Here is a 13149-nt window from a genome sequence, read left to right on the forward strand (position 1 = left end):
TTTCGATTCGATTGTCAGTGGAAAGATCGCAGCCTCGCTTCGCTCGACAGCTCCTACAGACCCTCGCCACATGTTGTCATCGACAGGCGAACGTGACGCTTGTGCGCTGTATCAGGTACAATTCCCGGCTATTTTTCGGCGGGCTATGCCTGCAGCCTTTTTGAGTGTTGATCCGTGAGTGATTTGAGTCATATCCGCAATTTCTCCATCATCGCCCACATTGACCATGGCAAGTCGACGCTGGCCGATCGCTTCATCCAGATGTGCGGCGGCCTGGCCGAGCGTGAGATGGAAGCCCAGGTTCTGGACTCCATGGACCTTGAGCGTGAACGCGGGATCACCATCAAGGCCCACAGCGTTACCCTCTACTACAAGGCCCGCGACGGCATCACCTATCAGCTGAACTTCATCGATACCCCGGGCCACGTCGACTTCACCTATGAAGTCAGCCGGTCGCTGGCGGCCTGTGAAGGTGCGCTGCTGGTGGTTGATGCTGGCCAGGGCGTCGAAGCCCAGTCGGTTGCCAACTGCTACACGGCCATCGAGCAGGGCCTGGAAGTCATGCCGGTGTTGAACAAGATCGACCTGCCCCAGGCCGATCCGGACCGCGTGAAGGAAGAAATCGAGAAAATCATCGGCATTGACGCCACCGACGCGGTCACCTGCAGTGCCAAGACCGGCCTGGGCGTGGATGAAGTGCTCGAGCGCCTGGTGCACACCATTCCCGCGCCGACCGGCAACATCGAAGATCCGCTGCAAGCGTTGATCATCGACTCCTGGTTCGACAACTACCTGGGCGTGGTGTCCCTGGTTCGCGTGCGCCATGGCCGCGTGAAGAAGGGCGACAAGATCCTGGTCAAGTCCACCGGCAAGATCCACCTGGTGGACAGCGTCGGTGTATTCAACCCGAAACACACCGCCACCGTAGACCTGAAGGCCGGTGAAGTGGGCTTCATCATCGCCGGCATCAAGGATATCCACGGGGCGCCGGTCGGCGACACCCTGACCTTGAGCTCCACCCCCGACGTCGATGTGCTGCCAGGTTTCAAGCGCATCCAGCCGCAGGTCTATGCCGGCCTGTTCCCGGTCAGCTCCGACGATTTCGAGGATTTCCGCGAAGCCCTGCAAAAGCTGACCCTGAACGACTCTTCCCTGCAATACACCCCGGAAAGCTCCGACGCCCTGGGCTTTGGCTTCCGTTGCGGGTTCCTGGGCATGTTGCACATGGAAATCATCCAGGAGCGCCTGGAGCGCGAGTACGACCTGGACCTGATCACCACGGCACCGACGGTTATTTTCGAGCTGCTGCTCAAGAACGGCGAAACCATCTACGTCGATAACCCGTCCAAGCTGCCGGACCTGTCGGCCATCGAAGACATGCGCGAGCCGATCGTGCGGGCCAACATCCTTGTGCCTCAGGAGCACCTGGGCAACGTCATTACGTTGTGCATCGAGAAGCGTGGCGTACAACACGACATGTTGTTCCTCGGCACGCAGGTCCAGGTGACCTACGACCTGCCGATGAACGAAGTGGTGCTGGACTTCTTCGACCGCCTTAAATCCACCAGTCGCGGCTATGCTTCGCTGGACTATCATTTCGATCGTTACCAATCGGCTAATCTGGTGAAGCTGGATGTGCTGATCAACGGTGAGAAAGTCGATGCCCTGGCATTGATCGTGCACCGTGACAACGCGCACTACAAAGGTCGTGCATTGACCGAGAAGATGAAGGAACTGATTCCGCGGCAGATGTTCGATGTGGCAATCCAGGCCGCCATTGGCGGGCAGATTGTGGCGCGTACAACCGTCAAGGCGCTCAGAAAGAACGTATTGGCCAAATGCTACGGTGGCGACGTCAGCCGTAAGCGCAAGCTGTTGGAAAAGCAGAAGGCCGGTAAAAAACGCATGAAGCAGGTCGGTAACGTGGAAATTCCACAAGAAGCCTTCCTTGCGGTGCTCAGGTTGGATAGTTAGGTCCTATGTCGCTAAATTTCCCGCTGTTGCTGGTTATCGCCGTATTTGTCTGCGGCCTGTTGGCGTTGATTGATCTGTTGTTCCTGGCGCCTCGGCGCCGGGCGGCCATCGCCTCTTATCAGGGCAGCGTCAGCCAGCCTGATGGTGTGGTGGTCGAAAAGCTCAACAAGGAACCGCTGCTGGTCGAGTACGGCAAGTCGTTCTTCCCGGTGCTGTTCATCGTGCTGGTGCTGCGCTCGTTCCTGGTGGAGCCGTTCCAGATCCCGTCCGGCTCGATGAAGCCGACCCTGGATGTGGGCGATTTCATCCTGGTGAACAAGTTCTCCTACGGGATCCGCCTGCCGGTGGTCGACAAGAAAGTCATCGAGGTGGGTGACCCGCAACGCGGCGATGTCATGGTGTTCCGCTTCCCGAGCGACCCGAACGTCAACTACATCAAGCGTGTGGTCGGCCTGCCGGGCGACACGGTTCGCTACACCGCCGACAAGCGCCTGTTCGTCAATGGCGAATCGGTGGCCGAACAGTTGCTCGGCTCCGAGCCGGGTACGCTGGGCAGTGCCGAGCTCTACCGGGAAAAACTCGGCGAGGCCGAGCACCTGATCCGCAAGGAAATGAGCCGCTACCGCGCTACACCGGACCATTCGTGGACCGTGCCGGCGGGGCACTACTTCATGATGGGCGACAACCGCGACAACTCCAACGACAGCCGGTACTGGGATGATCCGAACATTCCCAAGGACCTGCTGGGCATGGTCCCGGACCGGAACATCGTCGGCAAGGCCTTTGCGGTCTGGATGAGCTGGCCGGAACCCAAACTCAGTCACCTGCCGAATTTCTCGCGGGTTGGCCTGATCAAGTAATCACACACGGCGCTGTTGAACACAGCGCCGAATGCTTTTCTGGAGCCTGCGCAAGGTTGCCCGAAGGCATGAAGCCAACGATAGTCAGGACGTATTTTTGAACACAGCGTTAATTGTCCCAAGCCAACGGCGCCTTGCCGCCGTGGCGGTGGAATCCAGCCACGAACTCAGCGTGGGTAAACCGTGAGCGTTTCTCTAAGCCGTCTCGAGCGTCAGCTCGGCTACACCTTCAAGGACCAGGACCTGATGCTCCTGGCCCTCACTCACCGCAGTTTTGCCGGGCGCAACAACGAACGCCTGGAATTCCTCGGTGATGCCATCCTCAACTTCGTGGCCGGTGAGGCGCTGTTCGAGCGTTTCCCGCTGGCCCGCGAAGGCCAGTTGTCGCGTTTACGCGCACGCTTGGTAAAAGGTGAGACCCTGGCCGTACTGGCCCGCGGTTTCGACCTGGGCGACTACCTGCGCCTGGGTTCCGGTGAGCTGAAAAGTGGCGGTTTCCGTCGCGAGTCGATCCTGGCCGATGCCTTGGAAGCGTTGATTGGCGCGATCTACCTGGACTCAGGCATGGAAATGGCGCGCGAACGCGTGCTGGCCTGGCTGACGTCCGAGATCGACAGCCTGACGCTGGTGGACACCAACAAGGACCCGAAGACCCGTTTGCAGGAATTCCTGCAGTCGCGCAGTTGCGAGCTACCGCGCTACGAAGTCGTGGATATCCAGGGTGAGCCGCATTGCCGTACCTTCTTCGTCGAATGCGAAGTGGTCCTATTGAATGAAAAAAGCCGGGGTCAGGGTGTGAGTCGTCGTATTGCCGAACAGGTAGCGGCCGCCGCAGCACTGATTGCCCTGGGTGTGGAGAATGGCAATGACTGATACAACCGTCACCCGCTGCGGCTACGTCGCCATTGTCGGTCGGCCGAACGTGGGCAAGTCCACGCTGCTGAACCACATCCTGGGCCAGAAGCTGGCGATCACCTCGCGCAAGCCCCAGACCACCCGCCACAACATGCTGGGCATCAAGACCGAAGGCGCCGTGCAGGCGATCTACGTCGATACCCCGGGCATGCACAAAGGCGGCGAAAAGGCCCTGAACCGCTACATGAACAAGACTGCCTCGGCGGCGTTGAAAGACGTCGACGTGGTGATCTTCGTGGTCGACCGCACCAAGTGGACCGAAGAAGACCAGATGGTCCTCGAGCGCGTCCAGTACGTGACAGGCCCCTTGATCGTGGCGCTGAACAAGACCGATCGCATCGAAGACAAGGCTGAACTGATGCCGCACCTGACCTGGTTGCAGGAACAGTTGCCGAACGCCCAGATCATCCCGATCTCTGCCCAGCACGGCCATAATCTCGACGCGCTGGAGCGGGTGATTGCCGAGCACCTGCCGGAAAACGATCATTTCTTCCCGGAAGACCAGATCACCGACCGCAGCAGCCGTTTCCTCGCCGCCGAGCTGGTGCGTGAGAAAATCATGCGCCAGATGGGCGCCGAGCTGCCCTACCAGATCACCGTCGAGATCGAAGAGTTCAAGCAACAGGGGAAGACCCTGCACATTCATGCATTGATCCTCGTCGAACGTGACGGCCAGAAGAAAATCATCATTGGCGACAAGGGCGAGCGCATCAAGCGCATCGGCACCGAGGCGCGCAAGGACATGGAGCTGCTGTTCGACTCCAAGATCATGCTCAACCTGTGGGTCAAGGTGAAGGGTGGCTGGTCCGATGACGAACGGGCGTTGCGTTCGTTGGGTTACGGCGACCTCTGATCAGCTGACTGGATATATCGAGAACCATTGTGGGAGCGAGCTTGCTCGCGATGAGGGCCTGATGCTCAACATAGATGTTGACTGACAGACCGCTATCGCGAGCAAGCTCGCTCCCACATTGGTTTGGGGCTGTTTAAAAACTCTGTTTGTCCATTGAGAACTCTGATTCCCATGCCCCCAACCCAACCCACCGGCCAATCCGCCTACGTCCTCCACAGCCGCGCCTACCGCGAAAGCAGCGCCCTGGTGGACTTCCTCACGCCGCAAGGCCGGCTGCGGGCGGTGTTGCGTGGGGCGCGGGGCAAGGCCGGGACGCTGGCGCGGCCATTCGTGCCGTTGGAAGTCGAGTTCCGTGGCCGGGGCGAGTTGAAAAATGTCGGGCGCATGGAAAGCAATGGCGTGGCGGCGTGGCTCAGCGGTGAGGCGCTGTTCAGCGGCTTGTACCTCAATGAACTGCTGATTCGCCTGCTGCCTGCCGAAGATCCTCATCCGGCTGTCTTCGATCACTACGCCGCCACACTGCTGGCCCTGGCCGAAGGCCGGCCGCTGGAACCGCTGCTGCGCTCCTTCGAGTGGCGGCTGCTGGATGACCTGGGCTATGGCTTCGCCCTGAACACTGACCTGCATGGCGAGTCCATCGCCGCCGACGGCCTGTACCGCTTGCAGGTGGATGCCGGCCTGGAGCGGGTCTACCTGTTGCAACCAGGGCTGTTCAACGGCGCCGAGCTGCTGGCCATGGCCGAGGCCGACTGGAGTGCGCCAGGCGCCTTGTCGGCAGCCAAGCGGCTGATGCGCCAGGCCCTGGCCGTGCATCTGGGCGGGCGGCCATTGGTCAGTCGCGAGCTGTTTCGGACACCTTCTCCAGAGAAACGTTGATTGGCTCCCGTTCGGCGGCGGCTTGGGTTGACACCCACTGGAGTACTTGGGGTCGCCGGGGGCAGGCGATGGGTCCGATGTCCTGCGCATGTGTCAACGCGGTATACATATTTACCGCATCCGGAGAGATCTCGCCGTCTACTGTGTCCGCTTTGAATAACGCATCGGACCCCAGTTTATGCCCCGCGAATCCGTCACCCCGCCTGCTCTGTCACCCCCGCTCGTGGAATCGACTTCACCGCCCGACATGGCTGGGCATCAACGCATCGGCGCCTCCTACGCAGACTTGTTTTCCGACGCAGACCTATCGGGGAAAAACGCTACCGCGCTTTCCACAACCGAACTCGTGGACAAGATCCGTGACGGCCTGTCCAAACGCCTGACCGGTGCTGGAGCTGTCCCGCAAGACATCCTGGCACTGTTCACCGAGGCAAACCTGAACATCGTCACGGACGGAGTCGAAGCACTGGCGTACGCTCTGGAGCCTTATGTTCGTACGCGCATCATCGTCAATGAATGTTTGCGTAAGGCCCGCAACCAGCAGGAAGCAATCGACTACGTCGCAAAACTGTCCCAACCCTACCGACCTCATCGCAGAAAAATCCGGCCGACAGCCAGTATCGTCGCCAATAAAAAGCTGACCCATGACACGACGGTACGGACACTGATTCCGCTTGAGCTCTTCCTGAATGACAACAATAAGCAGTATTCCATCAGTCGCTGGGAATACCCCTACAGTCAGCTGACACAGCGCATTCTGCTCGATCCCTCGTTTCGTGCCGGTTTCCAGAAGTTGCCGCGCACGGGGTACGACTTGGCACGGGTCAATGACAGTACGGACAATGAAATCAAAAGCATGATGAGCAAACTGGCGCGGCGAAAGACTGTCGTCGGCGCTGACATAACGATTGCAGAAGTCATTCTTGCCACCTGCGACAGGCGTTTCCAGCGTTTTGCGCACATTCAAAACCCATCCACCCACGAACCCACGCTTGCCCAGGCCCTTGGATTGGCGTCGGAGCACAGTCTTCTTGCAGAGGCTGTCGAGGATGGCAAGGCCGGCATCGCCCTGGTCATCTATCGTGATGCCGCGATCCACCTGCGGGAGGCCTGCAACGCCTTCCGTCAAGAAAACCAGCTGCCAGACGATTTTCTGCACAATGAGAAACACGCCGGCCCCTGTACCTACTGGCAACACATCAGCACCGCTCTGGTCACACGGTGCCAGCAGGCGCACACCCTGCTGCTGCAACTGCCTGGTCTTTCATTACCGAACATCAGCAGCCTGCGGACAGCCATCCCATCGAATGAAAGCAGAGCCAATACCAGTGAGCTCGACAGCGTCTTGTCAAATGACGCCCTATTGGCCGCGGCCAGTAAAAAATACGATTACAGCATCAATGGCGCCCATCACGTCTTGAATCTGATGATCCCTGCGGATATACGCGACGTCCTGCCCCAAACGCGAACGGTCGACGAGGCCCGCGCCACGCTTTCAATGCTGTGCCGCAGGCCGGCATTCTTGCAATTGCTGACGGATATCGCGGGCACGCCCATCAACTCGGGTGAAGCCGGTTGGGCGGTACTGGCCAGGCTCGTGCTCGCCACGGGTGTCAAGGACGACTGGGCGACTGATAACGGCCAGGCGTCAATCGCCGCCTTCGTTGCACCCGGCTTGGCGGAACAAAGGATGGACTTCCTGCAAGGCCTGTTTACCCGCGTCATGCTGACGCAATCCTACGACAACCCGCAAAACTGGCGCCCCGGCATCGTCCCCCGCAATACCTTCCCGCCCCTGGAAAGCCCTGTACTGCTGGCGGACAGTGCCCAGCGAACCGCCAACCTGACGGTGATCAAGGAGACATTGAAGGCTGCCGCGCCCAAGCGGCCTGTTGCCTCAGCCATCCTGGCGTACCTTGGGGGCTATGACTTATCGACGCACATCCCAACGCAATGGGATGCAATTGAAGACTATCAATTTCTACGCGCCTTACCGCACTTCTCGACATTGGCCGCAAAGATGAGCGACGGCGTGGCGGACGCGGCGGTTTCGTCAGAGCAACAAGCTTATCTGCTGATACAAACGTTGCTATCTGTGGTTGAGCCTGATGTGGCAGGTCTATGGCAATTCGGTGAAGAGCTGGCCTCGCCGAATGTCTCTGTCGGCCAGGGCTGGCATCAATTAAGGGAAAGCGCCATCCAGGAGATCTGCCAGAAGCTGATGGCTCAGCGGAGCGTCGATGATCCGCAGCACGTGAAATTTCTGGCCCGCCTGCTGTTGCAAGGCGAACGCCCCGAGTGGTTTCTCAAGGACACCGAGACGATCAAGAACGACTATGCCAGAGACGTGTCCTCCATCACTTGGCGCTATGTTGCGCGTTTCTGTGAAGCGGTGGCGCCGCGCTGCACCTTGGGCAAGACCTTGGACGAAGTCATCACCCTGGCAGGCGCGCTGGAGAAATTTGGTGGTGTCCCCACCCTTTCTCCAGACACCGGCGATACCCGGACCGCCGATGAAAACGGGCTCAGCGCCCTGAGTGGGCTGCTGATTGCGGAGTCTTGCCATGCCTGGGGAGAAGTCTGGAAAGCAAAGAGTGCTGTGCAATTGCTGGCCACCTTGAACCTTGTCGAACAGAACTATCAGTCCTTGCTCGAGCTCCTCGGCACTGAAAGAGCACCTGACCTGATGTCCATGGCCAAGCAGAAATTGCTCGACCTGGATGCCGATCCGGATGAACAAGTCCAGGTCACGGAACACGCCGATACCCATTTAAACTTCTCTTCCGCGCCCAACTCCGTGGTGAGGAGAAGCAACCCGATCTGGACCGTATCGGCAGTGCAGCGATTCCTGATGAAGGCGTCGGCGGTTTTCGAAGCGGACCGCGCAGCGGTCGTCAACCGATACCTGGAGAGGATGGCCCAGTACGCCAACGACCGCCTGTCTCTTGTAAAGATACAGATCGCGCAGGCCCTACAGCAGTTGGCACTGGAAACACTCGAGCGGCTCGACAGTGGACGCTGGCGAGTGCATCAGCTCTCTTCACGCAATGCACAAGTGTATCGAGAAGGCATTTTTGCAGTCGTGGAAATTTCCCCCACGCAGAATCAGTCCACCCTCTACCTGGTTGCCAGGAAAAACATGTCCGGTGGCTTCATCCTGCAGAAAGAGGCTGTCCAGGATATGGAAAAGAAGGAAGAAGGCGGCCCGATGAACACGGCGCTCAAATACAGCCTGGTGGTGCGCCTGGGAGGCAAGATCATCAGGTCCATCAGCCAATCGGCCCAGGATGTGCCTGTTGAAGGTATAGGACTGAAGCCTGGCGACTGGCAAAACGACACGCCCCAGGTTGACAGAACCAGCATTCATCCACTCGATCCGGGCAGTTCCGGTTGGAACCTGGCGTGCCAGTTGGCCAAACCCTGGTGGATCGACCCCATGGTCTGGGAAGCCGCCCATGAGGTTGAGGAAAAAGGTCAGGCACCTTGGCAGAACGGCGCAACGTTCAGCCTGTGGTCGCTGATTCCACTCTACGATTATTTCACCAAGCCTGTTGCCGAGCGTGGTGAAGAGGATCATCGCGCCGCACTTTTCGACGTGGGGGCGACATTAGCCCCGGGTGCCGGTCACGCCACGAAGGCACTGTCCCTGTTGGGCAAGGCAGCATTCAGCGCAGCGCGTGCCGGGACCTTAAGAACCATTGGTCAAGGTCTGACGCTCAAATCAGTGATTGGCGGGTTGCACGGGGTGGTGACTGAAGCGATGTCTCTGCGGTTTCGCCAAGGCTTGATCGCCGGTGGTTTGCAATTGACCCAGGCAGCCGGTGAAACACTGCTGAATATTTCGCCAATACCCTTGCCCAATACACGATGGGTCGGTAAACGCGTCCATAAGCTCTGGCAATCACTGCCCGGCTTGGAGGTGGGAAACAAGACGGCGAAGGGCATTAACACGATGGGCGGGGCCAGGGACGTCATTGCAAATCGTATCCGGCCTTCACAACAGGGCAACATCAGTGAATATGCCGTGAAAAATGGCGAGGCACTCATCAGCCAGGCCAGACGCCACACCTTCAATGACGGCAAGGCTGTCTACCATGTCAGGGACAGCCAAAACGGTGATCGATGGCTGATTCGTTACACGGATGATACGCGCTTCGAAAATATCTACGAGATCAAAAGCAACTTCAACTTCAAAAGCAACTACGTGGAAATTATCGACCCCGCCAACAGAAAAAATGTGCTCACAGTGGAAAACAGGGCTGGGGTCTGGCAACGAATCACTGCCAAAGGGGGGAGCCCCCGCAGTATTGGACGCAAGATAACCTTGGAGATCATCAGAGAATGGCAGGAAATAGTTAAGGCCGATAGCACCCAAGGTACGTTGAAGTCTCAAGCCGAGTTTGCAGTCTCCCGTGGACTGAGGGAGCGAAGTCTTTGGGAGTATGTTTCAGCAAGTGGTGAACTTGCGGCTGAAGGAAAGGTATTGCAGGCCGTATCCGAAGGTAAGACCTTCGCCCCGCCCACTCCACAGCAATTGATAGAGTGGAGGAATATGAAACTCGCTGGAAATGACACCTCCCAAGTTGACTTCGCGTTGGATAAAGGTATCCAGTTGCGCACCCTGGCTCGTTACGCCAAGAAAAACGGTGAACTGACGTGGGAAGGGCAATATGCGCTCGACCTGCATGAAGGCAGAACATTCCGTGCACCCACCCCTGAAGATCTGAACGCATGGAAAAAAATAAAGCCTGGCTCTCTCCCCTGGTATGAGTTCGCCCGTAAACGCGGCATCAACCCAAAAACGTTTTGTCGTCAGGTAAACCGCGGCGTGAAAAAAACCGGTGCCCTGAGTGACGCGGGAGAGTATGCAATTCAACCAAAGGAAGGACAAAACCTGCGTAAGATCACCGCCCAAGATATCGAGGCCTGGCAAACGATGCTGCTGCCTGATCGCCAGAAAACCAGCCGGGAAAAATTCGCCGAGGGACGCAACATCAGCCCGTCGGACTTTGCCCGTCACATCACCAGGGAGGGTGTACTCAGGCCACTCGGAGAGTACAAGATCAACCAGGCCGCGGGTGTCCAATACCACGCGCCGACCGTGGAAGAAATAATCGAGTGGCAGGGTATTTCCGATAAAACCGCCAGGGATAGGTTCGCGCTGGACCGCAAGATCGACCTGCCCGGTTTTCGTATTCTAGTAAAAGCGAACGGTGATCTGACGGCGGCGGGTCAAGTCAGAATAAGGCCCGCCCATGAGGCGTTCAAACCGCTCACTGCCCAGGACTTGTTGGAGTGGCAGGGGATGTCGATAGAGGCACGCGAGCACACCAACCGGCAAAAGTTCGCCATGAGTCGGCAGCTCAACCCCAGCGTGTTCGCCAATGAAACAGAGGAAACGGGCACGCTTAAGCCGTTAGGGCAATTTCGAGTCGACAAGGCCAATGGCGTAGCGTTCCACGAGATAACCGCCGAAGAGTTGATCGAATGGCGAGACCTGTCCAGGGCTGAGCGCAAGATCACGCCTTGGCACATGTTTTCATTACAGCGCAGGATCGATCTGAAAACCTTCAAACAATTCAGCTATGCCAACGGCAGGCTGACGGAGATCGGTGAGTTCAAGGTCAACGCTGCAAACCGGATACAGTCCGGCGGCTCGTCGGCACAGTTGCCGGCCTTGAACAATACTTCGCCAGGCGACCAACCGCCGGTCTTGCAGGCCGAGGGGACGCCCGCCAAACGTCCCAAGCCCGACCCGGAAGATCCGCCGTCGCTGGCTCAGGCTGGGGAACACGTGGCCAATCCGAACAATGCTTCGCCAGACGACCAACCGCCGGTGCTGCAGGCCGAAGGGACGCCCGCCAAGCGCCCCAAGCTGGCCCCGCAAGTACCGCTGTCGCTGGATCAGGCCAAGGCACAGGTGGCCAATCGAGTCATCGAGTTGCAAGCGCAATTGGCGCCTTACACAAGAGACAAGACCACCATGGCCGCGGCGGTGCTGAGCAACCCCGAGGGGCGGCAGATAACCGTCATCGCCTCCAGCAATCCTAGAGGTTACCTACCCAAGGGGGTCAAGGTGGAGCAGGGAGAACGCTTCATCCGTGGCAATGGTCACGCGGAAGCCGACATCGTTGAATGGGCCGCCCAGAATCGCCATACGGTAACCGCCATTGGCGCGGGCAGGCCAATTTGCGCAGACTGCGCCAAATTGATCGAAGCAGTTGGCGTCGTTCCCGCGACGCCGCTGAAGGGGGTATGAAAATGAACACTCGACTCGCTACGGTAGCGCCAGAACTGGTCGACTGGGCTGAAAGCCTGGCGGCTACGCGCAGAAAAACGGTCGCATGCGCGATTGCGCAATGGGCCTGCCATAAGACCCATATCGTGAACGTGCTGGGTGAAGCTGCAATGCAACGCATGCTGCAGCCCACCTATAGCGCCACACCCGAAGACCGGGCCATGCTTGGCGCCAAGGCGGATGCACTGGACGAACAGTACCTGTCCATTGCGGATCAGGGCGATGTTTCGGATCGGGACCTGTGCGGGTTCGAACAGGCCAGAGCCCTGTCCTCGTTACTGTATTCGTTCGATGCACAAGACTTGGCGAGCTTCTGTGACACCCTGTACGAAGCACAGGCGGTGACTGACGATCTGGATGCCTTCCGCCAACTCTGCGGTACCTGCTCAAACGGATACACGCCGGGACCTGAGTGAAGCGGACCTGTCCGGGGCGTTGAGGCGTTCATCATGCAGAATGCTTGAGGGGGCTTGAAAGGAGGGCATGGCGTTACGTTCATAGCTGATGATGATCCGGTACGAGCGTGTATGCTGTGGGGCGAATTTTCAACGCATCAGGAGCCTTCCCGTGACCACCAGTACCCGTATTTTTCTTGGCGTGAACATCGACCATGTCGCCACCCTGCGCCAGGCCCGCGGTACGCGTTACCCGGATCCGGTCAAGGCCGCGCTGGACGCGGAAGAGGCGGGCGCCGATGGCATCACTGTGCACCTGCGTGAAGACCGTCGTCACATCCAGGAGCGTGACGTGCTGCTGCTCAAGGATGTGCTGCAAACCCGCATGAACTTCGAAATGGGCGTGACCGAAGAAATGATGGCGTTCGCCGAGCTCATCCGCCCGGCGCACATCTGCCTGGTGCCGGAGACGCGTCAGGAGCTGACCACCGAAGGCGGCCTCGACGTGGCGGGGCAGGAGGCGCGGATCAGCTTGGCAGTGGAGCGCCTGTCGAAGATTGGCGCCGAGGTGTCGCTGTTCATTGATGCCGACGAACGGCAGATCGAGGCGTCCAAGCGTGTCGGTGCGCCGGCCATCGAACTGCACACCGGCCGTTACGCCGATGCCGAGACCCCCACGGATGTGGCCGATGAGCTGCAACGGGTCGCCGATGGCGTCGCCTTCGGCCTGGCCCAGGGCCTGATCGTCAACGCCGGCCATGGCTTGCACTACCACAACGTCGAGGCCGTCGCGGCGATCAAGGGCATCAACGAGCTGAACATCGGCCATGCGCTGGTGGCCCACGCGTTGTTCGTCGGGTTCAAGTCGGCGGTCGCGGAAATGAAAGCGCTGATCCTGGCTGCCGCCAAACCCTGACCCCATCCCATAAAGCTTACTCAAGGCTTGCCTGATCCATTGTGGCGAGGGAGCTTGCTCCC

The 13149-nt window shown here is 58.9% G+C and carries 8 protein-coding genes; all 8 read left to right on the top strand.

The window, feature by feature from the left end; genetic code table 11:
* Positions 1-174: 174 nt before the first annotated feature.
* The 8 genes from lepA (at position 175) to pdxJ (ending at position 13087) form a co-directional block, all read left to right on the top strand.
* Positions 175-1974, top strand: coding sequence for a translation elongation factor 4 (gene lepA / locus LQ215_RS07945; protein ID WP_003205274.1), 1800 nt, complete (start codon positions 175-177; stop codon positions 1972-1974).
* Positions 1975-1979: 5 nt separating this feature from the next.
* Positions 1980-2834 (top strand): signal peptidase I, encoded by an 855-nt coding sequence (lepB, locus tag LQ215_RS07950; RefSeq protein ID WP_230148627.1) that lies wholly within the window; start codon positions 1980-1982, stop codon positions 2832-2834.
* Between the two features lie 183 nt (positions 2835-3017).
* Positions 3018-3707, top strand: a complete 690-nt coding sequence (gene rnc / locus LQ215_RS07955; RefSeq protein ID WP_057448995.1) for a ribonuclease III — start codon at positions 3018-3020, stop codon at positions 3705-3707.
* Positions 3700-4602, top strand: coding sequence for a GTPase Era (gene era / locus LQ215_RS07960; protein ID WP_003205264.1), 903 nt, complete (start codon positions 3700-3702; stop codon positions 4600-4602). The genes rnc and era overlap by 8 nt, the downstream gene beginning before the upstream one ends.
* Positions 4603-4773: 171 nt before the next feature.
* On the top strand, positions 4774-5478 hold the full coding sequence (gene recO, locus LQ215_RS07965; protein WP_230148629.1) for a DNA repair protein RecO: 705 nt from the start codon (positions 4774-4776) through the stop codon (positions 5476-5478).
* Between the two features lie 178 nt (positions 5479-5656).
* On the top strand, positions 5657-11737 hold the full coding sequence (locus LQ215_RS07970; RefSeq protein WP_230148631.1) for a hypothetical protein: 6081 nt from the start codon (positions 5657-5659) through the stop codon (positions 11735-11737).
* The gene (locus LQ215_RS07975) at positions 11734-12192 is read left to right on the top strand and encodes a hypothetical protein (RefSeq protein ID WP_230148633.1); all 459 of its coding nucleotides are present in this window, start codon (positions 11734-11736) and stop codon (positions 12190-12192) included. The genes LQ215_RS07970 and LQ215_RS07975 overlap by 4 nt, the downstream gene beginning before the upstream one ends.
* Positions 12193-12343: 151 nt before the next feature.
* Positions 12344-13087, top strand: coding sequence for a pyridoxine 5'-phosphate synthase (gene pdxJ, locus LQ215_RS07980; RefSeq protein WP_230148635.1), 744 nt, complete (start codon positions 12344-12346; stop codon positions 13085-13087).
* The last annotated feature ends 62 nt before the right edge of the window (positions 13088-13149 follow it).

The sequence above is a fragment of the Pseudomonas brassicacearum genome (assembly GCF_918698105.1).
GTDB lineage: Bacteria > Pseudomonadota > Gammaproteobacteria > Pseudomonadales > Pseudomonadaceae > Aquipseudomonas > Aquipseudomonas brassicacearum_F.